Source organism: Pseudoalteromonas sp. Angola-4 (genome assembly GCF_028599265.1).
In the GTDB taxonomy this organism is placed as follows: domain Bacteria; phylum Pseudomonadota; class Gammaproteobacteria; order Enterobacterales; family Alteromonadaceae; genus Pseudoalteromonas; species Pseudoalteromonas atlantica.
Map to the genome: position 1 here is coordinate 377,693 of NZ_JAQREK010000003.1, position 24,675 is coordinate 402,367.

Annotated in this window: 22 protein-coding genes; 8 read left to right on the forward strand and 14 right to left on the reverse strand. The window is 39.9% G+C overall.

Features of this window, described 5'->3' with window-relative positions:
• Positions 1-58: 58 nt before the first annotated feature.
• From PSH48_RS06410 to dnaK, 8 genes are all read right to left on the reverse strand, one after another.
• Positions 59-1,783: an ATP-binding protein gene (locus tag PSH48_RS06410; RefSeq protein WP_273611148.1), complete on the reverse strand. Its 1,725-nt coding sequence runs from the start codon at positions 1,781-1,783 to the stop codon at positions 59-61.
• Between the two features lie 171 nt (positions 1,784-1,954).
• Positions 1,955-2,221 carry a CBU_0592 family membrane protein gene (locus PSH48_RS06415; protein ID WP_004588716.1) on the reverse strand — a complete coding sequence of 89 codons (267 nt, stop codon included), beginning with the start codon at positions 2,219-2,221 and terminating at the stop codon, positions 1,955-1,957.
• Between the two features lie 186 nt (positions 2,222-2,407).
• Entirely contained in the window at positions 2,408-2,659 is a 252-nt protein-coding gene (locus PSH48_RS06420; protein ID WP_273611149.1) for a hypothetical protein, read from the reverse strand.
• Between the two features lie 157 nt (positions 2,660-2,816).
• On the reverse strand, positions 2,817-3,185 hold the full coding sequence (locus PSH48_RS06425; RefSeq protein WP_024031358.1) for a response regulator: 369 nt from the start codon (positions 3,183-3,185) through the stop codon (positions 2,817-2,819).
• 52 nt (positions 3,186-3,237) lie between these two features.
• On the reverse strand, positions 3,238-3,642 hold the full coding sequence (locus PSH48_RS06430) for a DUF1761 domain-containing protein (protein WP_004588719.1): 405 nt from the start codon (positions 3,640-3,642) through the stop codon (positions 3,238-3,240).
• 120 nt (positions 3,643-3,762) lie between these two features.
• A complete protein-coding gene (gene ybaK / locus PSH48_RS06435; protein ID WP_054982109.1) occupies positions 3,763-4,224 on the reverse strand; it encodes a Cys-tRNA(Pro) deacylase in 462 nt (153 codons plus the stop codon).
• A gap of 301 nt (positions 4,225-4,525) precedes the next feature.
• Positions 4,526-5,668, reverse strand: a complete 1,143-nt coding sequence (gene dnaJ / locus PSH48_RS06440) for a molecular chaperone DnaJ (RefSeq protein ID WP_024031901.1) — start codon at positions 5,666-5,668, stop codon at positions 4,526-4,528.
• 201 nt (positions 5,669-5,869) lie between these two features.
• Entirely contained in the window at positions 5,870-7,789 is a 1,920-nt protein-coding gene (gene dnaK / locus PSH48_RS06445) for a molecular chaperone DnaK (protein WP_273611150.1), read from the reverse strand.
• A gap of 241 nt (positions 7,790-8,030) precedes the next feature.
• Here dnaK and PSH48_RS06450 point away from each other — a divergent pair, with 241 nt between their 5' ends.
• Positions 8,031-8,852: a thioesterase family protein gene (locus tag PSH48_RS06450; RefSeq protein WP_273611151.1), complete on the forward strand. Its 822-nt coding sequence runs from the start codon at positions 8,031-8,033 to the stop codon at positions 8,850-8,852.
• A gap of 24 nt (positions 8,853-8,876) precedes the next feature.
• On the opposite strand, the gene PSH48_RS06455 is transcribed toward PSH48_RS06450, so the two are convergent.
• On the reverse strand, positions 8,877-9,602 hold the full coding sequence (locus tag PSH48_RS06455; protein WP_096042910.1) for a substrate-binding periplasmic protein: 726 nt from the start codon (positions 9,600-9,602) through the stop codon (positions 8,877-8,879).
• A gap of 167 nt (positions 9,603-9,769) precedes the next feature.
• Here PSH48_RS06455 and PSH48_RS06460 point away from each other — a divergent pair, with 167 nt between their 5' ends.
• The 3 genes from PSH48_RS06460 to PSH48_RS06470 are packed head-to-tail and all read left to right on the forward strand — an operon-like array spanning position 9,770 to position 13,196.
• On the forward strand, positions 9,770-10,936 hold the full coding sequence (locus PSH48_RS06460) for a paraquat-inducible protein A (protein WP_248443958.1): 1,167 nt from the start codon (positions 9,770-9,772) through the stop codon (positions 10,934-10,936).
• Positions 10,933-12,588 carry an intermembrane transport protein PqiB gene (gene pqiB / locus PSH48_RS06465; RefSeq protein WP_273611152.1) on the forward strand — a complete coding sequence of 552 codons (1,656 nt, stop codon included), beginning with the start codon at positions 10,933-10,935 and terminating at the stop codon, positions 12,586-12,588. The genes PSH48_RS06460 and pqiB overlap by 4 nt, the downstream gene beginning before the upstream one ends.
• On the forward strand, positions 12,588-13,196 hold the full coding sequence (locus tag PSH48_RS06470; RefSeq protein ID WP_024031907.1) for a PqiC family protein: 609 nt from the start codon (positions 12,588-12,590) through the stop codon (positions 13,194-13,196). Before pqiB ends, PSH48_RS06470 begins: the two co-directional genes overlap by 1 nt.
• Here the strand turns inward: PSH48_RS06470 and PSH48_RS06475 are convergent.
• Positions 13,193-13,693 carry a GNAT family N-acetyltransferase gene (locus tag PSH48_RS06475; protein ID WP_054981849.1) on the reverse strand — a complete coding sequence of 167 codons (501 nt, stop codon included), beginning with the start codon at positions 13,691-13,693 and terminating at the stop codon, positions 13,193-13,195. The genes PSH48_RS06470 and PSH48_RS06475 overlap by 4 nt on opposite strands.
• A 286-nt stretch (positions 13,694-13,979) precedes the next feature.
• Here PSH48_RS06475 and PSH48_RS06480 point away from each other — a divergent pair, with 286 nt between their 5' ends.
• Entirely contained in the window at positions 13,980-15,362 is a 1,383-nt protein-coding gene (locus PSH48_RS06480) for a Na+/H+ antiporter NhaC family protein (RefSeq protein ID WP_273611153.1), read from the forward strand.
• A gap of 115 nt (positions 15,363-15,477) precedes the next feature.
• On the opposite strand, the gene PSH48_RS06485 is transcribed toward PSH48_RS06480, so the two are convergent.
• Entirely contained in the window at positions 15,478-18,369 is a 2,892-nt protein-coding gene (locus PSH48_RS06485; protein WP_273611154.1) for an insulinase family protein, read from the reverse strand.
• 168 nt (positions 18,370-18,537) lie between these two features.
• Here PSH48_RS06485 and PSH48_RS06490 point away from each other — a divergent pair, with 168 nt between their 5' ends.
• Positions 18,538-18,957, forward strand: a complete 420-nt coding sequence (locus PSH48_RS06490) for an MAPEG family protein (RefSeq protein ID WP_054981846.1) — start codon at positions 18,538-18,540, stop codon at positions 18,955-18,957.
• A gap of 48 nt (positions 18,958-19,005) precedes the next feature.
• Here PSH48_RS06490 and PSH48_RS06495 read toward each other — a convergent pair whose 3' ends face one another.
• Entirely contained in the window at positions 19,006-19,764 is a 759-nt protein-coding gene (locus PSH48_RS06495; RefSeq protein ID WP_248443895.1) for a peptidylprolyl isomerase, read from the reverse strand.
• A gap of 296 nt (positions 19,765-20,060) precedes the next feature.
• Between PSH48_RS06495 and ushA the strand changes: the two genes are divergently transcribed.
• On the forward strand, positions 20,061-21,683 hold the full coding sequence (gene ushA / locus PSH48_RS06500) for a bifunctional UDP-sugar hydrolase/5'-nucleotidase UshA (RefSeq protein WP_273611155.1): 1,623 nt from the start codon (positions 20,061-20,063) through the stop codon (positions 21,681-21,683).
• Between the two features lie 41 nt (positions 21,684-21,724).
• On the opposite strand, the gene PSH48_RS06505 is transcribed toward ushA, so the two are convergent.
• Both PSH48_RS06505 and PSH48_RS06510 read right to left on the reverse strand, forming a co-directional pair.
• Positions 21,725-22,669 (reverse strand): hypothetical protein, encoded by a 945-nt coding sequence (locus PSH48_RS06505; RefSeq protein ID WP_273611156.1) that lies wholly within the window; start codon positions 22,667-22,669, stop codon positions 21,725-21,727.
• Positions 22,662-23,543 (reverse strand): hypothetical protein, encoded by an 882-nt coding sequence (locus tag PSH48_RS06510; protein WP_273611157.1) that lies wholly within the window; start codon positions 23,541-23,543, stop codon positions 22,662-22,664. The genes PSH48_RS06505 and PSH48_RS06510 overlap by 8 nt, the downstream gene beginning before the upstream one ends.
• Before the next feature lie 233 nt (positions 23,544-23,776).
• On the opposite strand from PSH48_RS06510, the gene PSH48_RS06515 reads away from it, so the two are divergent.
• The gene (locus PSH48_RS06515) at positions 23,777-24,622 is read left to right on the forward strand and encodes a S1/P1 nuclease (RefSeq protein WP_273603091.1); all 846 of its coding nucleotides are present in this window, start codon (positions 23,777-23,779) and stop codon (positions 24,620-24,622) included.
• Positions 24,623-24,675 lie beyond the last annotated feature (53 nt).

The following is a 24,675-nucleotide window of genomic DNA, read 5'->3' on the forward strand; positions in this document are numbered from 1 at the left end:
CAAATAGCCACAATTAATCACTACTCCCTCAATAATTTAGCCCTTAAATTACTTTTATTTAGCTCGTTAGCGGCTCACAAGGAAGCGTAATAATAAATTTAGCGCCGCCTTGCTCGCGGTTCTGTGCGCTTAGCGTGCCATTAAGCGCGCTAATAATTTGCTTAGAAATACACAACCCAAGCCCTAGCCCATCAACCGATTTAGTACTGTAAAAAGGCTCAAAAATAGTCTCTATATCGTGCACTTCTATACCCGGACCGGTATCTTCAATACACAGTTGCACACTATTATTTAGATAATTGGCACTGATACTCAGCTCGCGAGTAATACACCCTTGCATTGCTTGGCTGGCATTCGATATTAAGTTAACTAACACTTCTTCAAGGGCCGCTTTATCTGCTAACACGTTTAATTGGCTGTCAATTTTAGGCGGTAAAACACTTATATTGTCCTGCTTTAGCTGGTTTTTATTAATCTCAAGTGCCTTGGCTACTGATTCACTTAATGGCACTTCGCTAATAATCGCTTTTGCAGAATCAGAAAAATAATTTAGCTGTGCAACTATTTTATGCACTCTTGCTACTAAGGATTCAATAAACTGTAAATTTTCGTTTAGGGCTTCAAACTTTCCTTTAGCTAGCAAGCGTTTAGCACTGGCTAAGTAAGTATTAATGGTATTAAGCGGGTGGTTAATTTCGTGGTTAAAGCCCATGCTAAGTTGGCCAATTGTTGCAAGCTTAGTTGATTGTACAAGCGCATCTTGCTGTGCTTTAAAAGCATTAGTACGTGCACTAATTTCCTGACTGACACTGTGATGGGAATAAACCAGCTTTTTAACGCCAACAAAGCGCCTTAAAACAACATACCCTAGGGCAATAATAAGCGCATAAATTACCACAAAGCCAAATAACGCCGGTAATTGGGCAATATTAGCATTAGATACATTTACTAATACGGTAACCGATGCGTTCAAAAAGCGTAATTTTTGCTCTACCGATAAATAATTATGCTCATCAATTGTGCTAAACTGTAACCTTTGTGATGTGTAATTTGAATGGGCAATCAGCTTAGGTTGATAATCTAAATACGCTCGACGCTGAGCGATGTCTCGCCGATGAGTAATATCGAGTGTAGAAAACGTATTCAGGCGCCAATTTTCCATATCTGAAATAGCAATCACGCTATCTTCTAGCTGCACATAAAAGTGGCTGCCTTTGGCGGTATTTAAAAGCTCACGGTCACTTTCAAATTTGTTCACATTGACTTTTAAAACAACGACCCCTACCGCTTGATTATTGTTATAAATGGCTTGTGAAAAATAGATGCCTCGCTCTTTTGTACGCATGCCTAGGGCAAAATACGCTACTTTTTCACCTGCAAATGCGCGCTTAAAATACGGTCTAAACGACAGATCGCTGCCTAAAAAGTTATGATCGGCCTGCCAGTTACTGCTTGCAATCACAGCGCCTTGTTCATCAAGAATATAAATATCTGAGGCACCACTGGCTTGTTGTATATCAGCTAAGTAGTTATTAATCTTTTTTTCGTTATTTTGCGCCGCACCTAAAAAATCAATAACCTCATTGTTATAGGTAAGAAGCTGAGGAATTTTTGAAAAACGCGCAAGCTCAGCATCAATATAATGCTTTAACTGAGTTGCTTGCTGGGCTGCTTTTTGCTCGGCCTGATTATAATAATGAGTTCGGCCATAGCAAAACACGACCGACAATAGCACTATCAGTACAACAAAAGATAAAAGAAGTTTTTTAGAAAAGGAGAACATGCCCTAGCTCACAACAAAATAGCTATAAAATTTAAGGGCGCTAGTTTAACGGGTTCTGGGCGCTAACAACAGAAACTTTGTGTTAACAAATACAATAAATCTTAATTTATTTATAAACTGCTGCAAGTCTGTACTGACTCGCAACAGTAAACATCATTAGCGGTACTAAAATTAAGAGTTAGTGGCTAATTGAGGCTTATTTTTAGCGTACTTGTATAAGCCGATCAGTGAAGCTGCAATCCAGAAAATCTCAATTACAAAGCTTGCAAGGTTAAAGTTGTAACACAAACTTATTAACAGCAAAATTGCCCCTGTTAAATTCATTATGTTGTACAATAACCCCGTTGGGGATGCTTTATTAAGTTGTAATAAAAAGAATGCACCAACAACTAAGAAAGTACCCGCCATACCTACAATATCAAATAACAGTGCTATCACACGTTTATCCTTTGCTTAAAAAACCCAACTAACTGGCCCTATCCTTGGGGAGGGTGTTTTTCAATCATTGAAACAGCAAAACCGAGCGAGTATATCAGGCTTGTTTATTGGTACAAGGTCAATTGTCCGCCTTACTAATCATCAAATCTAAGCTTTTGTAGTTATTACATTTTTAAACGTATTGGGTTATTTAAAGGTAACCTTACCGCCAATTATTTTATAAGCTGGCGTACCGCGTATGATTGCTGGGCGCGCAAATGGGCGCTCGCATTGGGGGCAAATACACGGTGTAGTTGTGTAATCTTGGGTTATTCGCTCTATAAAACACTTTACTAAAGCGCCTTTGCCACCTTTCCTATATTTAAACAGCACCGCTTTGCAAGCAGAGCAAAAAATATCGACTGTTTTAGTCGGCCCTTTTTTATTTGGCTTAGCCATACACTCCTTAACATACCTACGTTGATACAAAGCAGACATTTTAGCAGTTAATAAATAAAAACGTTACAGAAGCTAGGTAAACTGCCTAATAAGCGGTGGAGAAAAACGCAGGGGATTAAATAATAGGTACGATATAAAACGCCATAAAAGCGTTTCGCTAATCTCTAAAAAACAAACGGTTTAATTGCGCTGATAACACATTCATATTAAATGGTTTAATAATAAACCCCGACACTTTTGCTTTAATAACTTGTTTTACTGTATCGGCGTTATCTTCGCACGTGACCATAATAACAGGTAAATCGACTAAGGCTTGGTCGTGGCGTATGTTATCGAGCAAGTTTACACCGTCTACTTTAGGCATATGTAGGTCGGTTATTACTAAATCAAATTTTTGCTGACGCAGTATTTTTAAAGCCTGTTGGCCGTCAGTTGCCTCTACAACATTTTTGTAATCAAGCTGCCTTAACATATTAATTAATACGTGGCGCATAAGTGGCATATCATCAACGACTAATATTTTCATAATTATCTTTATTGTATTTTAGCGCTTAAAGGTGGCGCCTTATTTAGCGTTCTTAGGGCCATACACCTATAATAAAACCCATTAATGTAAATTGTAATGTGTAATACCCTGCATTAATTATAAATAACTTGATTGGCCGCTGCTCATAAATGTAACTGAGCCCCAGCGAGCTACCTACCCAAAACAAACCGATGGCAAAACCTGTAAAGGCGCCCTCTCCCATTCCGGCCTCTTTACCTAAAAATAATGAAAGCACCACCGCCGACAAAAGTGCAAGTACCATACTGCCGCCAAAAATTAACGCAGGTTTTGCTGTTTGTAAATCAAGCTCCGTAAGGCCCGTACACTCTAACCAGGCATTTTTAAAAAAAGCGTTTGAATACCAAATACCGCCAAGCATAAAAGAGGAAAGCGCCGCCACAAGCACGGCAAAAAAATTAACATCAGTAAAATTCATACATACTGCCATAATGCATAGTGTACAAGGGTATTTTGACTGTAGTTAAAAATACCCTAAGCAGCAAATTATCGCCTTTAAAATTTGCGGTTTAGGGCGTGTTGGTTTTTGTGGAGGTTTTTAAAAATCGCCATAGGTGGCACGCGTTTGTGCCTTTAAATCGGTTGGCGAAAGCGCTACCTCAAGCCCTCGCTTACCTGCACTTACATACACTGTTTTAAAGGCCATAGCACTTGAATGAATAAAAGTGGTTAGTCGCTTTTTTTGCCCAAGTGGGCTAACCCCTCCTAAAATGTACCCCGTGGCGGCTTGTACCTTTGGCGCGCTTGCCATTGCGACCTTTTTAGCGTGACTCAGTTTGGCTAATTGCTTTAAATTTACTTGCTGGGAAACCGGTGTAACGGCAACAATTAACTGCCCTTCACTGGTTTCAAGCACGAGGGTTTTAAATACCTGCTCACTGTTAAGGTTTAACTTTTCAACGGCTTCTTGACCATAACGTGTTGTATTAGCATCGTGTTGATAACTAAGTACATCGTGAGGCACATTTTGTTTTTTCAGTAATTCTATTGCAGGGGTCATACAATTTAGCCACATTATTTTAAGCGCTTTATTAATCTACAATAAGGGTTAATCATTTTGAAGAGTAACTTAATAGCAAATACGTAAAAAGCCTTTTATTGACGAGGGTATAGGTACAAAGGGTAAAGCAGTGTGGGGGCAATTGCCTAAGGCAACAAAATAGCTCAGTGAATTAATCGATTAAGTATACGCACTTTATAATATTGCTAAGTCGTGCCCAATAAAATGGTTAAATCACATGAATTTGAGCCAAAAAAAACGGTGCATCAAGCACCGTTTTTTTAGTTTTTACGATAACTAATTACTTAGTTAAATCGTCAAAAAACTTTTTAACGCCGTCAAAAAAGCCTTGCTCTTTAGGACGGTTTTTTGAGCTATCTTTGCCCATGCTCTCGTCTAACTCTTTAAGTAACTCGCGTTGACGCTCGTTTAAGTTAACTGGCGTTTCAATCACTACTTTACAAATTAAGTCACCTTGAGCACCACTACGAACCGATTTAACACCTTTGCCACGCATACGGAACATTTTGCCCGTTTGTGTTTCAGACGGTATTTTAAGTTTTGCACGGCCATCAAGCGTAGGCACTTCAATTTCGCCACCTAAACCTGCGGTAGTAAAGCTAATTGGCACTTCGCAGTACAAGTTATTCGCATCGCGTACAAAAATTGGGTGTTCGCGTACAGATACTTGCACGTATAAGTCGCCAGCTGGCGCTCCGTGCATACCCGCTTCGCCTTCACCGGTTAAACGAATACGATCGCCTGTGTCTACGCCTGCTGGAATTTTAACTGACAACGTTTTCGTTTTCTCAACACGCCCTTGTCCGTGACACTTATCACATGGGTCTGAAATAATCTGACCTTGTCCCTGACACGTAGGACACGTTTGCTGAACAGCAAAGAAACCTTGGCGCATTTGTACTTGGCCAGCACCATGACACGTAGTACATGTTTTAGGCTTAGAGCCCGCTTTTGCACCACTGCCATCACATGGCTTACAGCTAACCCATGTAGGTACTTTTATTTCTACTTCTTTACCACGGACCGCTTCTTCTAAGCTTAGGTCCATGTTATAACGTAAATCCGATCCACGTTGTTGACGCGATTGACGACGGCCACCACCGCCACCAAAAATGTCACCGAACACATCACCAAAAATATCACCAAAATCGCCTTGACCACCACCGCCAAAGCCACCGTGACCGCCGCCACCGCCTTGTTCAAAGGCAGCATGGCCGTATTGGTCATACATTTGACGTTTTTGATCGTCGGTTAAAATCTCGTAAGCTTCTTTTACTTCTTTAAATTTAGTTTCGAGATCTTTATCACCGGCGGTACGATCTGGGTGATATTTCATCGCTAAGCGTTTATACGCTTTTTTTATGTCTCTCTCGCTTGCATCTTTGCTTACGCCGAGAACTTCGTAATAATCGCGTTTTGACATATCTATCACACTACTCTTTTCTAGTTGCAGCTAGGCTGCGGGATAAACCGATAAATCACATCGATTTATCATGAAAATTTTAAACCTTAAATACATACAAAAGGCGCGACAAGCTGTAGCCTGCGCGCCTCAAAAGTTCATCCTACCCTAAAAACTTGAGCAAATCATGTTGTTTAGGCTAGTTAGAAGCTTAGCTGACAATTACTTGTCGTCTTTTACTTCTTCAAACTCAGCATCAACTACATCGTCGTCTTGCTTGGCAGAGTGTTGTGGTTGCTCGCCTGCATCTGCGCCACCTTGTTGCGCTTTAGCTTGAGCGATTTCCATTAGCTTTTGAGACTTTTCAGCAAGTGCTTGCGTTTTAGCTTCAATTTCTGCTTTGTCATCGCTCTTAATAGCTGCTTCAAGGTCAACAACAGCTGCTTCAATTGCATCTTTGTCTTCACTTGGTAGTGCATCGCCAGCTTCTTCAATTTGCTTACGAGTACCGTGTACCATTGCATCAGCTTGGTTACGAGTTGCTACTAGCTCTTCAAACTTTTTATCTTCTTCAGCGTTAGCTTCTGCATCACGAACCATTTTTTCTACTTCTTCATCGCTTAAGCCTGAAGACGCTTGAATCGTGATTTTTTGCTCTTTACCTGTATCTTTATCTTTCGCTGATACATGTAAGATACCATCCGCATCTACATCGAAAGTTACTTCGATTTGTGGAGTACCACGTTGTGCTGGACGAATACCTTCTAGGTTAAATTGACCTAGAGATTTGTTGTCGCTAGCACGCTTACGCTCACCTTGTAGTACGTGAATCGTAACGGCAGATTGGTTATCTTCTGCTGTAGAGAACGTTTGCGATTTCTTAGTAGGAATCGTTGTATTTTTCTCAATTAGCGCGGTCATTACTGAGCCCATTGTCTCAATACCTAGCGATAATGGAGACACGTCTAGTAATAGTACGTCTTTAACGTCACCTGCTAATACACCACCTTGAATTGCCGCGCCTACTGCTACAGCTTCATCAGGGTTAACATCTTTACGTGGCTCTTTACCAAAGAACTCAGCAACTGTTTTTTGTACTAGTGGCATACGTGTTTGACCACCTACTAAAATGATATCGTTAATATCATTTACAGATAAATCAGCATCCGCTAGAGCACGTTTAAGTGGCTCAATTGACTTAGTTACTAAGTCTTCAACTAATGACTCAAGTTTAGCACGCGTTAGTTTAACGTTCATGTGCTTAGGACCTGATGCATCTGCAGTCACGTACGGAAGGTTAACTTCTGTAGATTGTGCAGATGATAGTTCGATTTTCGCTTTTTCAGCCGCTTCTTTAACACGTTGCATAGCAAGCGGATCGTTTTGTAAATCGATACCTTGGTCTTTCTTAAACTCAGCTACTAAGTAGTTAATTACGCGGTTATCGAAATCTTCACCACCTAAGTGAGTGTCACCGTTTGTAGCAAGTACTTCAAATGTGTGCTCGCCTTCAACTTCATCAATTTCAATGATTGATAAATCGAAAGTACCACCACCTAAGTCATATACTGCAACAACGTTTTCACCTTTGTTTTTGTCCATGCCGTAAGCAAGGGCAGCAGCTGTTGGCTCATTGATGATACGTTTAACTTCAAGACCCGCAATACGACCAGCATCTTTTGTTGCTTGACGTTGTGAATCGTTAAAGTATGCAGGTACTGTGATTACAGCTTCAGTTACTTCTTCACCTAAGAAATCTTCTGCCGTTTTCTTCATTTTTTTAAGTACTTCTGCAGAAATTTGTGGTGCAGCGCGTTTTTCACCGCCCGCTTCAACCCATGCATCGCCGTTATCAGCTTTGATGATTTTGAACGGCATAATACCGATATCGCGTTGTACTTCTTCGTCTTCAAAACGACGACCAATTAAACGCTTAATTGCAAATAACGTGTTAGTTGGGTTAGTAACCGCTTGACGCTTAGCAGGTTGACCTACTAGAGTCTCACCGTCTTGCGTGTAAGCAATAATAGACGGGGTTGTGCGATCGCCTTCCGCATTTTCAATAACACGTGCTTTATCACCATCAAGTACTGCAACACAAGAGTTTGTAGTACCTAAATCGATTCCAATAATTTTACCCATGAATCTTCTCCAACTTCAAATTCGTTAATACGTTCGATGACTAGTAAATAGGGATGCCACAAAGTTAATTCAACTGTAAAAATGAAAAAAAATTCATTTTTTGTAATTTATTTAACAAAAAACCTTAATAAAAGTAGGGTTTGATGTTTTTTACGCCAAATACACCTATTTAACACAACTAGTCTGACCAGTTGTTATGTGCTATATATGTCTGATAATGATAATTTCAAGGATATTAACGATGTATTTTGATGATTTATTAAAACAAGCCTCTGCTATTTCAAGCTCTTCTTCGGGTTCGCTTGCCAATAACAGCAATACAATGGAGTTTCCTGCTAATTGGTGCCAAGGTAGAACCGCTTTTGGTGGCCTTTCTGCTGCACTACTTTATCAAGCAATCAGAAAACACATTGACCCAAGTAGACGATTACTGTCTTTAAGCACTAATTTTGTTGGGCCGCTGCTTGCCGACACGCCTTTTTCATTGTCAGTTGAAATTTTACGCCAAGGTAAAAGCAGTACTCAGGTATTAGCTAAAGTGATTCAGAGTGAACAAGTGTGCGTTATTGTCCAAGCGTGTTTTGCTATTGATAGGCAATCGGGTGTTAATGTACCGGTTAGTAAAGAAATGGGATTAAAGCCTGTGGATGCACGTCATACATTGCCGTTTATTGAAGGGCAAATGCCTGAGTTTTTTCAGCATGTTGATTTATGTCCGCAACAAGGCGCTATGCCTTTTAGCGCTGCAGAGACCTCGCATTTAGGCGGCTGGATGCGCTTTAAACATACCCCAGAGGCAATTACCGAAGCACATATAATAGCCCTTACCGATGCATGGCCTCCTACATTATTACAAATGTTTAAACAGCCGGCTCCAGCAAGTAGCATGTCGTGGTATTTAGAATTTGTGCAAGAGCCAACGCTTACACCCGGTGAATGGTTAGGCTTTGAAGCAATTACACATCATGCTAAAGGGGGTTATGGCTTAGAAGATGGCTGTATTTGGTCGCAATCGGGGGAGCTAATTGCTTTGACACGTCAAACCGTTGCTTTGTTTGATTAAGTACCGCTTAGCTTACTAATGAGCTTAGTGGTAACCACTCATTATTTGTTGATATTTTCCCTTTGCTTTTATAGTTAGCAGGCCTTTATCAAATGTTTTTTGCAGCACTGCGTTGTTAAAATAAGCAGGGCGTGGGGCTTTTGGAAAAATTGGGTGAATATTAACGGGTAATGAGTGCGTATAGTCATTGTTATAGTAATGAAATATGCGCTCATCGAGGATAATTACATCCACCCAGTCTTTCATTAGCCTATCGACTTGCGCACGCTGATTGACTACTTCTTCATAACTTGCAAACTGAGCAACCCCTTTTGCAAATGGGGGCGGTAAATAAGCTGTCGCATGTTGAAATCCTAATACACTTTTATTGTTTAGCTCTTTTATAGTCTCAATAGTAAAGTTGCGCTTTTTAAGTGATACCGCCACATTTTTGTAACTCAATACTGGCTGACTAGGGTAAATACCTGCGCCGCGCTTTCCTGCGTAATTAAGCAGTATATCCACATTACCGCTATGTAGTTGCTGCTCGGCGCGCTTGTTAGACATGTAAATAACCACAATATTATCTAAGCCTTGCTCAATAAGTGCCGCTTTAATTATATTAAGTTGTATACCCGTATCTGTTTTTTCTATTACATAGGGAGGAATAGTCGCACTGGCAGCAATCACAATTGGCTGTTTTTGCCAAGCGGCAGACACTGGCGGGCTTATAAAAAAACAGCTAATAAAGCAAAGTAATAACAGCCTCACATCTATCCTTAACATATTGTTATTGCGCTTAATGATGAATCGCGTTGTATTAATAACTTAAATATAGCAAAATTGCGTAAACATTCTTCTTTGATGGTTATAACTTGCAAACAATTTGCCCGTGCTGCGACCTAATAATTGATATACCCGCAATAGCCGATAAGCAAATGGCCGTGTGCCCGCATTGTCACCATAAGTTGTGCGAAGGCGATGTAAACAACGACAGTAAAGTGGTTGCGCTAAGTATTGGCTCATTACTAATGCTATTAAGCAGCATGTTTTACCCGTTTATTTCTTTTAGTAGCAGCGGCATAACGCAAACCATCACCCTGCCCGATGCTGCCCGAATTTTATTTAATTACGACAGTGAGTTACTTGGCTTATTTATTGATTTAAGCATTATTGCGCTGCCAATGAGCTTACTTATCATCCTTATTCCTATGCATCTTGGGCTTTTGCAATCCTTGCCTGAGGCCATCGCTAGGCGATTGCTCAAGTTTACCTTGGCCCTTGAGCCGTGGATCATGTCTGAAATATTTTTAATTGGCGTGTTAGTAAGCATGGTTAAAATTATGTCGCTTGCCGACATTAGTTTTGGCACCAGCTTTTGGGCATATATTGGCTTTGTTATTATGTATATTGCGGCGCTTGCCCATTTAAATAAGCCGCGCTTATGGGCACATATTAAACCAGCAACAACACTTGAAGACGCAGCACATGCCAAGCGCGCTATTGATCAAAACATTAAAGCTTGCCACGTATGCCATCAACTGTGTAAAAGTAGTGTTTGCCCGCGTTGTCACACTCAAACCCATGTAAGAAACCCCAACAGTGTTCAAAAAGCAACGGCTTGGTTAGTGACCTCTGTGCTGTGTTACATACCTGCAAATCTATTACCAATAATGCACACCACCAGCCTGGGTGATGTGTCACCGTCAACCTTAATTGGCGGCGTACTGACACTTTGGAAAAGTGGCTCCTACCCCATTGCTGCCATTATATTTTTGGCCAGCGTAGTGGTGCCACTGGCCAAAGCCTTTGTGCTTAGCTTTTTATGCATTATGGTGGCAAAACCTGCTAACAAGCACACAAAAGGCTATACTAAAATTTATCAACTTACTGAATTTATTGGCAAATGGTCAATGATCGATGTATTTGTTGTTGCTATACTCGTTGCCTTAGTGCAACTAGGCAACTTAATGTCAATTACCCCAGGGCTAGGCATTGTATTTTTTACTGTTATGGTAATATGCCAAATGATGGCTGCACATGCGTTTGATCCGCGCTTGTTGTGGGATACACCAAAAAACAAACATTCAGAGAATAAAGCATGACCGAAACGGCTAATGTAACAACAAAACCAAAAATTTCTGCTATTTGGATTATTCCACTGATAGCCTTATTAGTTGGTATATGGATGTTGTATCAATACCAAGCAAATGTAGGCCCTACTATTTATATAAAAATGCCCCACGCAGAAGGCATTATTGCAGGTAAAACAGAAATAAAAGTGCGCAGTGTTAAAATTGGTCAAATTGATGCTATACGCCTTTCTGACTCGCAAGATAGCGTTATTGCCCGCGCACAAATAGACAAAAACTATAATGAGCTCCTCACCGACGATGCCAAAATTTGGGTTGTTAAACCTCGTATAGACGAAACGGGCATTAGTGGTATGAGTACGCTTTTGTCGGGTGTTTATTTAGAGTTTTCACCGGGGGAGAGTAAAAAACTAAAAGAGCGTTTTGTATTACAAGATGAGCCAGCCCTTATTGGTAAAGATGTAAAAGGTGGGCGTTTTCAGTTACTCAGCTACAACGCTGAAGTACTGGAGGTAAGCACTGGGATATTTTTTAAAAACTATAAAATAGGCCAAATAGAAACCGCTACTTTTGACTGGAAAAACCAAGCAATGAAGTACGGTATTTTTATTAACGAGCCGTATCAAAACCTCATAACATTAAACTCTATATTTTGGGTTAATGCCGGCATTGAAATAGATTTGTCGGCCGATGGCATTAATATAAGTACCGGCTCATTAAGTAAACTCCTCAAAGGCGGTATTTCGGTTGGCTTACCAGAGCAACAAGCCCCAGGCGACTTAGCCCAAGACGGTCACAACTTTTCGCTAAGCCAAAGCTACAAAGAAGCACTAGAAGAGCGCTTTTACGACTTTGATTACTACATTATTGATTTTGAACAATCTATACGTGGCCTAAGACCCGGCGCGCCTGTGGAATATCGCGGCACCCGAATTGGTACCGTGGTAGAAGCCCCCGCTAACGTTATTGTTAATGGTAAACCTGCACATTTTAAAAACCATAATACGGCGGTGCCGGTACTGATTAAAATAGAGTATGGCCGTTTATATCACGATAGCGCAGCGGCCAAAGAGTTTTGGCAAAGTAGCCTAACCGGCTGGATAAAAAATGGTATGCGCGCTTCTTTAAAACCTGGCAACCTTTTAACTGGCGCAGTGTATGTAGATTTTGATATATACCCCGACGCCCCAAAAGCGCATTTAGCAAAGCTTGCCCAGTATGATATATTTCCGAGTATTTCTAGCGGTATTACGGTGCTTGCCGATCAGGTCTCGGATGTGCTTAACAAGGTAAACGATTTAAAAATTGAAGACAGCCTAGCGCAAATGCAGGCTACATTTAGCGACTACCAAGCGCTTGCTAACGAAATGCGTGCGTTATTAAGCCAAAAAGATACCCAAAACTTACCCGGCGATTTTAACCGTAACTTTGATAAAATGACCAAAAGTATGGAGCAGTTTGAAGTGACCATGCGTCAATTTGATAAAACCATGGCAAGTTATCAGGCCGGCTCTGAGTTTCATCATCAATTACAGCAAACCTTGCTTGAATTTAAACGCTTAAGTGAAGAAATTCAGCCGCTTACACGGGGTTTAAACGAACAACCTAATATGTTTATTTTTGATAAAGCACTCCCTGCTGATCCACAACCAAGGAAGCAATAATGAAACACTTATTTTTAGCCATAACCGTGTTAATTACCCTTGCAGGGTGCAGTGCGTCAATTCAAACCGCAACGCAGTATTATCAGTTTGAACAACCCATTGCTTCATCATCACGCCATGTAAAAGAAACTGATGCCCAATTAAGAGTGCAAACCGTGGCCCTTAGAGGCGCATTAAATAATTTGGGCATAGCAATGAAAATTGATAGCAACCAAATTCATGCGGCAAATTACAACCTATGGGGTGAATCGCCCGATGTGATGCTCACCGCTACAGCGCAACAAACCCTTTTTAATGCAATGCCTAATTGGATGGTTATTAAGGGCTTACCGGTAATTACCGAGCTTGATCAGCAAACGTTTTACGAGCTTGAATATGAAGTGCACCACTTTAATGGTGATATGCAAGGCAACGCTGATATTTCTGGCCTGTGGCGCTTATATTACACCCACCCAGAAACCGGCCGCCGCCTAATTAGTGTGCATAATTTTTCGCATGTAGTTCCAATAGAAGATGACGGTTACGATGGCTTAGTGGCTACTCTTGAGCAAACTTGGCAAAACATAAACCTAAGCGTAGCAAAAGCCATAGAGCAAGCGCGACTTTAGTAACCATATATAATTACGGCGGTTTTATCATTATTAATAACCGCCTTGCCTACCCTATTAAAACCTAACTTTAATAATACACACTGAGATGCGGTGTTATTGGCTGCGCAGATAGCACTGACCTGCTTTATCCCAAGTGTGTGCCTATTTTGTAATAGCGCTTTGGCCGCTTCAAAGATATAACCGTTTTTCTCATAACGGGTTAACAAGGCAAAACCTAAATCTGGCAGTTGCAGTACGTCGCGTTTATAAAAACCCACAACTCCTACTACTTCACCATTGTGTAAAGTAATAATATAAGGGCCAAACCCTTGGTGTTTATGGGCTGCCCTAAACGATTGCTCAATGTAGCGCTTGGCATCGCTGTGCGTATAAATGGCTTTATCGCCAATATATTTTATAAAATTTGGCTGATTCACCAAAGTAAGTAACATGGCTGCATCGTGCTCATTTGCATAGCGCAATAATAAACGTTGGGTTTTAAATACGGCCTCCACATTATCTCCTATAAAAAGTTATTTTGTACGTAAATTTTTATTGACTGAAATACAAAACCGGATTATTTTTGCGCCGATGTTTTTACAGGCACAACAATAGCGGCATGCTTCTCTTGCACCGTCTGGCGCCAAAGCCAACGCGTTTCCCTTTCGCTATTAATTTAACATAACAGCAAAGCACCCTACGCGGCAAAAGCAGTGACTTGGCACGTAATAACTATTACCTGCTTTGTTTTTGTTAAGCAATTTATTATTTAAATATGCTTTTAATTTTGTGAATCTTTAAATGCTTGAACCTTCTGCATTAAGTTTACTGCCACCAGCGGTGGTTGTGGTATTGGCTGTTGTTTTACGCCGCCCTATTTTATCTTTACTTATTGGCGCTTTAGTTGGCTTAGTAATAGCCGACCCAGCTCAGGTGCATGCTAACTTTGCCAGCACATCACTTAAAGTAATGACCGACGAAACCATAGGTTGGTTAATACTCGTGTGCGGAGGCTTTGGCGCTTTAATCGCTTTATTAGTGCGCACTGGCGGTGCGTCGGCGTTTGGCAAATTAGCGCTAAAATACACTAAAGGTAAACGCTCTTCTTTATTTATGACCTTTTGTTTAGGTGTGGTTATTTTTATTGATGACTATTTAAATGCGCTTACCGTTGGTGAAACGATGAAACGCATTACCGATAAATTTAAAGTTAGCCGAGAAATGCTTGCCTACGTTGTAGATTCAACAGCGGCACCTATTTGCGTACTTGTCCCTTTATCGACTTGGGCTGTATTTTTTGGCGGCTTGTTAGTCGATAACGGCATTGCCGAGGAAGGCAAAGGCATTGCGGTTTATATTCAAGCCATTCCTTATATGTTTTACGCCTGGTTTGCAGTATTGGTGGTTTTGTTAGTGGTACTGGGTGTAATACCTGCTATTGGGCCTATGAAAAAAGCCGAAAGGTTAGCGCACGTTGAGCAAGCCACTGTAGACCCTGCGCAATTTAGTGATATTCAAACAGCCGACGAATACGCTGTAAAAGCAGTAGAAGAAAGCTTTGAAGATGCAGACCCTAAAGGAAAATTACACAACTTTTTACTGCCTATAATTTTACTAGCAGCCTTTACAGTTTACTTTGAAATAGATGTATATAAAGGCTTATTGGCAACTATGGCGGTAACGCTTCCTTTTTATGCACTACAAAAATTAATGAGCTTTAGCGAAATGATAGAGCGCATGCTTGATGGCTTTAAAAGCATGATACCGGCTATTGGCACTGTAATAGCCGCATTTATATTTAAAGATGTGTGCGACTTAATTGGCTTAGCGCAGTTTGTGATCGGTAGTTTGAGCCCGTACATGACTGCCCAATACTTACCGGCGGTGGTATTTATTGCTATGGCGGTGTTAGCGTTTGCTACAGGCTCTAGTTGGGGTATTTTTGCTGTGTCGATCCCAATAGTTATGCCACTGGCAACTGCCGTTGATGCAAATATTCCACTGGTTATTGGCGCGTTGTTATCGGCCTCATCATTTGGAAGCCAAGCCTGTTTTTACTCAGACTCTACCGTACTTGCAGCACAAGGCTCTGGCTGTAATTTAATGAGCCATGCAGTAACGCAACTGCCTTATACATTAGTTGCCGCGGCACTTGCCGTTGTCGGCTTTATTGTTATGGCATAAATTGAGTTAATATAAATAAAAACCCCAATGTAGTACTACATTGGGGTGTTTTACCAATCCACAATAATACTTAATTAAGCGGATTGGTATTCTTTTAGCTGTATAAATATATAGCTTATTTTTGTAATTTAATACCATTGTAATAGGTTTCAAGCGATTGAATTTTGGTTTGATTTGGTAAATCAGCAAAGTCGCTTTCTACAAACTTAGTACCACGTAACTGCACATTTAAACGTGCGGCTTGTGGGTTTAACATAGTTTGTTTGTAGTACTGCTTAATATCCTCAAGCGTTACTTTTTCAACTTCATCAATTAGCTTTTGCTTAGAGTCAAAGTTAAAGTTTTCACGATACCAATCGGTAATAAGTGGCCCCATTTCATCGCTTAGGTTTTTAGGCTGCTCTTTTAGTGATACAAGCGTGGCATTTTTAAGTTGAGCAAAAGTATCTAAGCTCATATTATCAAGCTCTACCGCGTACTCTTTTTTGAATTGATCAAAACGTGCCTGTATTTCTTTTGGTCCTTTAACAGGTGTTTGAATAAACAAGCCAATTGCCGAGTAATCCTCTATTGGGCGAGCCAGCGCGCCTACGGCGTATGCAAGTTGCTCTTCGGTACGCATTTTATCAAATGCAATGGTTCTAAAGTGGCTTTGTAACACCGCAGCTTGCGCTTTTTGTTTATACCCTGGCACTGGGTGAACGGTCATATCAACTACTGCCACATCGGCCACATCAATATCTTTTTGCAATACTCGCGTTTCGCCTGGCTGTGGTAACCATGCTTTACTACGCGCAAACTCACTCGATGTATGATTGCTTGGTAAAGTGGCACTTAACTCATTGGCTATCGATTCTATATCTTGTTGATTGTAATTACCGTAGCTAAATACACGTAGATCGTTGGTGGCAAATGTGGCTGTTTTTAGCTTGTTTAAATCGGCAACGCTTAACGATTCTGCCGCTTTTATCAGTGCCTCTGTATCAAAACTGCCTGTGCGGATAAGTTTTGAGTAGGCGCCAAATGCTTGTGCATACGGAAATTGCTTTTGCTGATTTAACAAGCCACGTTTGTAGCGATCAATGGCTTGGGTAAATGCTTGTGCCGTTACGTTGGCTTTTAACCCGCTTAGTGCTTGTTTTAAAAGTACATCTTGCTTATCGGTAAAGCCACTCATTGATAAAACTAAACCATTACTTGGCGCTAGGTTAACGCTCATGCCGGCAATGGCGGCTTCGGTGCTTAGTTGGCTTTGTTGAATGTTATATAAGTCGGCCCATACTGAGTAAAGTACTTCAGCATTAATATCATTTAAGCCTGGCTGGGTATTAATATATACCTCAACCAACCCCTTTGGCTGGGCAGCAAATTTTTGGCTTGCTTGGCGCCATACTTTTACGCCGTTTTTATCGTAAGCCAGTTCAGGGTGTTTTTGCTCTTTAAACTCAGCTGTTTTAATAGCAAAGCTTTCAGGTAGTAAGTTATTTACACTTGGTAAAGCAAGCTTAAACTCGCTTGATGTTTTCCAACTGGCAATTTCGGCATCGCTAATATCTTCTATGCGGTATTTACCATCATAAAAATGCAGTTGCGAGTCGGTTTCTTCTTGTTGCGAAATATACCAAACGCGCAGCGTATCGGCATTTAATTGTTTAAGTACCTCGTTTATCGCCTCTGCGTCAAATTTGGCATAATAGTAAGGCGCATCAATGGCATGATTTAATGGGTAATCTTGCATGCTACCAGTAAGCGAGCTGACATAGCTAAACTCATCGCCTTTTTCTAAAAACTTAAATTGATTGCTAAGTGATGTACGAATTTCATTAAAGTACTTAGCATCTACACCTTCTTTTTTAATCAGTTCAATGTATTGCATAATAGTTGCGACAATTGTTTCGCGGTTTTTCATGCCTTCATCGGTTAATTCAAGCGAAATAGTAAGCGCACCGTAATTGCCGTACTGACTAGGAGAAGGAGACGCAGTTAATTGCGATACCCAGCCTTTGTCGCGTAGTAATTGTGCCGGGCTACCTGGCATCTCATTACTTAATAAATAACTGACATAACGGTTAGGTTTAACCGCAAAGTCGCTGCTGTTGTTATTAATAGTAAACTCAAGTTGCAGCTGTTTTACGTCTTCATTAGGTGAGTAATATACTTTTTTGCCACCGGCTTTATCAAAATCAAGCTCTGCGGTAACGGTTGGCTTTTCAATGTGTTTATTTTCGATATCGGCAAAATAAGTTTTTGCTTTTTGCTCCATTTGCTCAATTGGCAAATTTGAAATAAGCGCCACTTTCATGATGTTAGATGAATAGTATTTATTGTAAAAGTCGACCGTTTCTTTGTGTAATTGACTGCCTTCTTTGTCTCCTAGCGTTTCTAGGTTACCAATTAAAAAGCGATTTGCCGGGTGATCACCCATCATTTTACGGGCAAGTTTAAACTGGCCAAAAAAGTCCATTTCGCGGCGCATTGACCACTCGGCATTTACAGCGTTTTTTTCTTTATCTGCATATTCAGGGTACAGCTTGGGGGCTTTAAAAAAATCAGCAAAACGGTCTAGCGCTTCATCAAAGGCATCGTTATTAATTTTAAACATGTAGTTTGTAATATCGAGCCAGGTATACGCATTATTTACCCCGCCATTTTTGGTCATAAAGTCAGAGTAGCCTTTTGTATCGGGGTAGCGCTCTGTGCCTAAAAAAAGCATATGCTCTAAGTAATGTGCCATACCCTGCTGCATCATAGGGTCGTGTAGTAAGCCTACGCCTACACTTAGCGATGCTGCTGATTTTTCAGCGCTTGGATCAGAGACTAAAATGACTTCTATTTCGTTTTCGAGGGTAAGGGTTTTATATTCGCGCGTATCATTTGGGCTTACAACTAATGTGTCTGAGAGTAAGGAGCTTTGCGAAGAACTAGCAACCGATGAGGTAGATGATGTATTAGTACAGCCACTTAAAACTGCTAAAGCGATGACGCTAAAACCAAGAATTTTTTTCATTTTGTTTTTCCATTAAAATTGCGCTTAGGATGCGCTCAAAACAACGTAATAGAGCTAAATTAACACTAACAATTAAGGGTTTACCACAAAATAATACTAATTTATGTAACACATTGTGAAAAACACCTGCATACTTAAAGTCAGTAAAATAATAACGAAGGAAATAGAATGGAAAAAATAATAATACTCGCCATGTTTGCACAAGTAACGTTATCGCTCGTTGTAATGTTAATTATGGGCAAGCGACGCTTTGCTGCTGCAAAAAACAAACAATTACAGTTGAGCGATTTTAAAACCATGCGCCTTGATAACGCAGGCGATACCGTACGCGTAGCAGATAGAAACTTTACCAATCAGTTTGAAATACCAGTGCTTTTTTATATCGGTTGTATTGTTGCATTGCAACTTAACAGCGCTAGCTACTTAATTACTGCGCTTGCGTGCTTATTTGTTATTTCGCGTATTGTGCATACGGTTATTCATATTGGCAGTAATAATGTAAGACTGCGATTTAATGTTTTTTTACTAGGCTGCGCCAGTGTGTTTGCTTTATGGCTCGCGATTGTTTGGCGAATTTTAGCATTTTAGTAAAAGCGGCTTAATTAGCCGCTTTTTTATTTACTGTTTAACACATAATTAGTATTTAGCGCGTTTTAAGCGTTTACCCACACCAAGCAGTGCAATTAAGCAAAAACCAACACCCATACTCCCACCCGAACTGCTTGATGAGCCAGCCTCTGCTGATGAATCGTCTTGGCTTATTAATGTATTGGCTGTTGGGTTTAAGTTGGCAGATGAAAGCGGGTCGTCATCTAATACCACCACACTATTAATAGTTACAAAGTTAGCGCTGCTAAGAGCGACATCGCTACTTGAGCATTGTTCACTGGTTATATCAACCAATGGGATATCGCCGCAGTGTACCAATCCAGCAATATTATCGAGCGTAGCTTGGCTTTGCGCTGTAATTTGTCCAAATACTGTAAAACCGCCATTTTGGGTATCAAGCGCTTCGCTATTATCAACCATATTAAAAAACCACTGGCTCGTTGCGCTGTTTTCATCGTTGGCTAATTTAGCCATCGCGATTGTGCCCTTCACATTAGATAAAACAGGCTCATTAACAACAGCAGGCTTGGTGGTTATTGGCACTAATTCGTCGGTAAATGTAAAGCCACCGCCTTGTATTACAAAGTCGCTGACTGAGCGGTGTATTACGGTTTGGTTATATGCGTCATCTTCAATATAACTTAAAAAGTTAGCAACCGTATTGGGGGCTTGTTGATCAAACAAGTTAAGCTCTATCACCCCGTGCGAAGTTTGCATTTCAACAATAGTGGCTTGGCTAGTAAAGCACGAAAACGCAAGTAGTGAGCCAATCAGGCACTTTTTCATTATGAGTCCTTTTTGTTATTGTTATTTAAATTAAGTGTTAATACTAATCCACACTATACGCCAAGGAAAAGCATTTAGAAGGCACAACTACAATTAACACCCTTTTAGTTACACTTCATTACATATTCTTTTAAATAACACTCGCTGTATTCGCTTTGTGTAAAAGCATTTAATAATTTAATATTACTTTTAAAACTCGAATATAAAAAAGTATAAAATAAGTACGTTATTTATCGCTAAATTAGTTTAAACTAACCGCCTAATAAATTAAGCACACCATAATAAATGGGTATTTCATGCGTATAATTATTTTATTTTCAATTATTTTATCTGTTATAGGTTGTACAAACTCACCTTTAAACACCTCCACTGCCCCACAGTATATTACTGTATTACATACTAACGATAATCACGGGCGCTTTTGGCATAACGAAAAAGGTGAATATGGTATGGCAGCGCGTAAAACGTTAATTGACGCTTTACGTAACAAAGCTCAACAGCAAGGCCATGCAGTATTGCTGCTTTCTGGCGGTGATATTAACACCGGTATACCTGAGTCAGACTTACAACACGCAGAGCCTGATTTTAAGGGGATGTCGTTACTCGGTTACGATGCTATGGCCATTGGTAACCATGAATTTGATAATCCACTGAGCGTTTTAACTAAGCAACAACAATGGGCTACCTTTCCCTTACTGTCTGCAAATATTTTTGACAAAGCAACTGGGGAAAGCGCATTTCAAGGCTATAAAATTTTTGAAAAGGGGGGCTTAAAAATTGCGGTTATAGGACTTACCACTACAGACACCGCTAAAATAGCTAACCCACAATATATTGGCCATTTAGAATTTAAAGACCCTGTTGATGTGACGGCAGCTCTCGCTAAAAAAATTAATGAGCAATACAACCCCGATATCACTATTGCACTTACTCACATGGGTCATTATGTAGATGCAAACTTTGGGATTAATGCCCCGGGTGATGTCACACTTGCCCGCTCTTTACCCGCTAATACCTTAGATATGATTATTGGTGGTCACTCGCAAGAGCCGGTTTGTATGGCAGCTAAAAATAAAAATGACGATAACTTTAAACCCGGTCTTGCGTGTAAGCCCGATCAGCAAAACGGTACATGGATTATGCAAGCACATGAGTGGGGTAAGTATGTGGGTAAGGCAGAGTTTAAGCTAGAAAACGAAAAGCTCACCCTACTCGATTATAAATTGCTGCCAGTTAATTTATATGTTGATGAAATTCAAGCCGACGGGTCTAGTAAACAAGTATTAGCCAACGAATACATTAAACCCGATCCGACCCTAGAAGCTTTTTTAGCAAGTTACCAAGCAAAAGGCGCAAAACAAATTGCAGGTAAAATTGGCAGTGTTGATGCGCGTTTAGAGGGCGATAGAAACAAGGTACGTTACCAACAAACTAATTTAGCGCGTGTGATTATACAGGCACAAATGAATGTGGTTGGCGCCGACTTTGGCCTTATTAGTGGTGGCGGAATAAGAAGCTCTATTGAAGCTGGCGATATTAGCTATAAAGATATTTTAAAAGTACACCCGTTTAAAAATCGCATTACTTACATGGACTGGCAAGGGCGTGATTTATGGAACTACTTAGAAACAGTGACCAGCTTCCCTGTTGATGCAGGTGCCTATTTGCAATATCACAAATTAGCGTTTACCCGTAAAAATGGCAAATTAGTCAGTGTACTCATTGATGGTAAGCCACTTGATGAAAATAAAACTTACCGTATGAGTTTAAATAGCTATAACGCATCAGGTGGTGATGGTTACCCTGCTATTAATAAACTCAAAGGGTTTGTTAGCACAGATGAAACCGATGCCCAGGCACTTAAAACCTTTGTATCGCAAAATAGTCCACTTAAAGCTGCGCAGTTTGCACCTAAATAACAAAACGTTATTAAAAGATAATGTTTAAGGAAAGTAGCTGACTACTTTCCTTTTATTTCTATGTTTCCCTTTGCAATATTTATTAAACCGTAACTGTGTAAACGTGAGCGAGAGCCCTCGCCATATGCTTTAGGCGGATAATAAATATCTTTCATATCAGGGTGTTCGTTTAAGACTTCGTCTAGGGCTGCACGAATCTCACTGAGTGTTTTTTCTAAGCTGCTATTAAAATTTGGCCGCTTACGTATAGTATGCCCAAGCTCAATCAACCTATAAAAGTACTTATTAGCAAGCTCTATAAGCTCATCTGGCACGTATTTATTTTGATTTAGCACAACATCTTTATTATCACGACAAAACTCTATTAATGCTAAATAAAAGCATAGCGGTTTGTTAGCTAAACACACTGTAGCCTCAGGCATATAACTATTACTGAGTGTTTTAGTGTTTAAATCAATGATCAATGCCAGCTCTTTTGGTTTTCCTAAGTCGGTACCAGCGTTCAGTGATGGGCCTTTAGCATCTACAGGCATACCTATAATAGACTTCAGCCATTTGCTAAATAAAATACTCAAAACCAAAAATAACAAGCAAATTAAAAACCTGTTTTCTGACCAAAACTGTGCGTTTTTCTCAAACACTAAAGAGGCATGGGTAGTGCTCGACTTGAGTGTTCTTACAAACTGGTTTGGCTTTAAAGTTAAAGGTTTAGCAGATTTTGGCACAATTTTAACTAAGCGAAGATTATTGTCTAAATAGCCGTTGAGCTTTAATAAGTAGTCTTGCACTGCATGTTGGTTACCCGAGTGCTTTAAAAGCTCATTAGAGAGCGCAATTAACGGTAAATCCAGTGCAACTTGTTTTTCGGTTTCAATAACCTGGCGTTTAATAGCGTCACTCTGCTCATTAATTAAAGACACATAAAACACTAAACAGTTAATAATAAAAACAGCGCAGCCAAAAAAAACATATTTATACTTATCCATTTTTAACGCTCTCATCTTTAGCTGTTACCTGCTCTGAACTGCAATCCCAGTATGATTGCGCCTCTTTGTAGTAACTCAGTTTTTGCTCCTTTGACATATCAAGAATATGACGCTGTACAGCACATAAAAGGTCTGTATTGTTTTGCTGCATTTTTAGATACCAGCGCGAACCTGAAATTTTATTACTTAAAGGGGTTATATAATTTTTTGAAAAACGAGCAGCATCACTTTCTTTCCAAAAAGACGCAATAATATCGACCTGCCCATTAGCTAATAAGTCACGAAGCTCGCTGTGCGAACTGGCGTAAGTAATATCTAGATTGGCTAAGTTGATATTTAAATCTTTAAACATTTTCTTTGGAAGTATATGGCCAGAGCGGCTTGTAGGGTAATCTAATAAGCCTATACGCTTATCTAAAAAGTATTGTTTTGTTAAGCGTGGCTTTTCTTTTGAGGAGATAAAAAATGCGGTGTAATCAGAAAAGCCCACCACAGATTGATAGTTATAAGTTAGCTCTGCATTAAAGGCATCCATTATATTATTTTTTGCAAGTACGAGGTCTGCAATCCCTTTGCCGACAAAATCGAAGCTTTCCGTTGTACTGTCACCCCAGTAACCTTTAACTGAACCGTATTGTTTCGTTACCACGGTATCAAGGCATAGAGACTCTGTAAGCTTCTCTGCCACGCTTTGCGATGGCGTAAATACAATAAGCTGATTTTTGTTTTCACTGGCTGTTGTATAACATTGTGTTGACGTTTTTATTAGTTCTGGGAAATTTATTTCATCACTTTTAACGCTCACCTTTCCAACAGACCATGCAGCAACCATAACCAGAAACAAAAGTGTAACAAACGACAGTTTATGTAACATGACCTTTCCAAACCCCATCAATAAGATGTACCTAACAACGCTAAGGCTTTATTTGAACAATATTATTTACTTATTACAACAGGTAATTTTACCCATCAAAGGTAAGTCATTGATTTAATGCAATTATGAATAAGAAATAATGAATACTCTTGACTCCTTTCTATATTTAGCAAAAACAATCACAATGTTTACACCAGCTAATAGGTGAATAAAAATAAATGCAGGAAACATTGATGCGCATTAAAATTGCTACTCTCGTAGCAACAACGTTAATAATTGGTGCTGTTTTTACAACTTCTAAAGCGTATGCGTGGGGTCAAAATGGTCATCGAATTGTTGGGCATATTGCTGAGCAACATTTGAGTGACGAAACAGTTCATAACCTGTTGCCACTATTAGAAGGACAATCCCTAGCTCAAATTTCTACTTGGGCAGATGAAATGCGATCTAGTCCTGAACTATTTTGGCGTAAAAAATCTTCGCGCTGGCACTACATAAACCTTCCTAAAAATAAAACACTTTCTCTAAATCACGCACATACACACAGCAAAGACGATGTAACAAATATTCTAGAAGGTATTTACTTCTCTATTAATACACTTCAGTCATCTACCTCTTCCCTTAATGAAAAACAGTTTGCTTTAAAGTTTTTAGTTCACTTGGTTGGCGACAGCCATCAACCATTTCATGCTGGGCGAAGTGAAGATAGAGGCGGCAATTTAATTAAAGTTGATTTTTTTGACAACGAAACCAATTTACATAGCCTTTGGGACACTGGATTAATAGAAAATGAAAACTTAGCTTACACTGAATACGCTAAGTTTATAGATACCGACGATGCAGCATTAATTAAAACATACTTAAACAGCAGCCCTACTACTTGGCTGATGGAATCTCACAAACTGGCCGAAGATATTTATACCTCAACCAGTGATGAAGTGAGCTATAGTTATGTTTTCAAATACAATCCGCTTGTTAAGCAGCGTTTGCAAAAAGCAGGCGTTAGGCTTGCGGGTGTATTGAACTATTTATTTGATTCGTCAGATGACATTAAAAAATTAAAAATAACGACAAAATAACAATCAACCTATAAATAAAAAACCTACACACGGGAATTAATTTATGTTTATAC

Bases quoted from the DNA above. Each gene is read 5' to 3' on its own strand.
- PSH48_RS06490 (WP_054981846.1), top strand. From the start codon at position 18,538: ATGGAAAAAATAATAATACTCGCCATGTTTGCACAAGTAACGTTATCG.
- PSH48_RS06495 (WP_248443895.1), bottom strand. From the start codon at position 19,764: ATGAAAAAGTGCCTGATTGGCTCACTACTTGCGTTTTCGTGCTTTACT.
- PSH48_RS06510 (WP_273611157.1), bottom strand. From the start codon at position 23,543: ATGTTACATAAACTGTCGTTTGTTACACTTTTGTTTCTGGTTATGGTT.
- dnaK (WP_273611150.1), bottom strand. From the start codon at position 7,789: ATGGGTAAAATTATTGGAATCGATTTAGGTACTACAAACTCTTGTGTT.
- PSH48_RS06480 (WP_273611153.1), top strand. From the start codon at position 13,980: ATGCTTGAACCTTCTGCATTAAGTTTACTGCCACCAGCGGTGGTTGTG.
- ushA (WP_273611155.1), top strand. From the start codon at position 20,061: ATGCGTATAATTATTTTATTTTCAATTATTTTATCTGTTATAGGTTGT.
- PSH48_RS06430 (WP_004588719.1), bottom strand. From the start codon at position 3,642: ATGAATTTTACTGATGTTAATTTTTTTGCCGTGCTTGTGGCGGCGCTT.
- PSH48_RS06515 (WP_273603091.1), top strand. From the start codon at position 23,777: ATGCGCATTAAAATTGCTACTCTCGTAGCAACAACGTTAATAATTGGT.
- PSH48_RS06425 (WP_024031358.1), bottom strand. From the start codon at position 3,185: ATGAAAATATTAGTCGTTGATGATATGCCACTTATGCGCCACGTATTA.
- PSH48_RS06485 (WP_273611154.1), bottom strand. From the start codon at position 18,369: ATGAAAAAAATTCTTGGTTTTAGCGTCATCGCTTTAGCAGTTTTAAGT.
- PSH48_RS06470 (WP_024031907.1), top strand. From the start codon at position 12,588: ATGAAACACTTATTTTTAGCCATAACCGTGTTAATTACCCTTGCAGGG.
- PSH48_RS06420 (WP_273611149.1), bottom strand. From the start codon at position 2,659: ATGGCTAAGCCAAATAAAAAAGGGCCGACTAAAACAGTCGATATTTTT.
- dnaJ (WP_024031901.1), bottom strand. From the start codon at position 5,668: ATGTCAAAACGCGATTATTACGAAGTTCTCGGCGTAAGCAAAGATGCA.
- pqiB (WP_273611152.1), top strand. From the start codon at position 10,933: ATGACCGAAACGGCTAATGTAACAACAAAACCAAAAATTTCTGCTATT.
- ybaK (WP_054982109.1), bottom strand. From the start codon at position 4,224: ATGACCCCTGCAATAGAATTACTGAAAAAACAAAATGTGCCTCACGAT.
- PSH48_RS06460 (WP_248443958.1), top strand. From the start codon at position 9,770: ATGGCCGTGTGCCCGCATTGTCACCATAAGTTGTGCGAAGGCGATGTA.
- PSH48_RS06505 (WP_273611156.1), bottom strand. From the start codon at position 22,669: ATGGATAAGTATAAATATGTTTTTTTTGGCTGCGCTGTTTTTATTATT.
- PSH48_RS06450 (WP_273611151.1), top strand. From the start codon at position 8,031: ATGTATTTTGATGATTTATTAAAACAAGCCTCTGCTATTTCAAGCTCT.
- PSH48_RS06410 (WP_273611148.1), bottom strand. From the start codon at position 1,783: ATGTTCTCCTTTTCTAAAAAACTTCTTTTATCTTTTGTTGTACTGATA.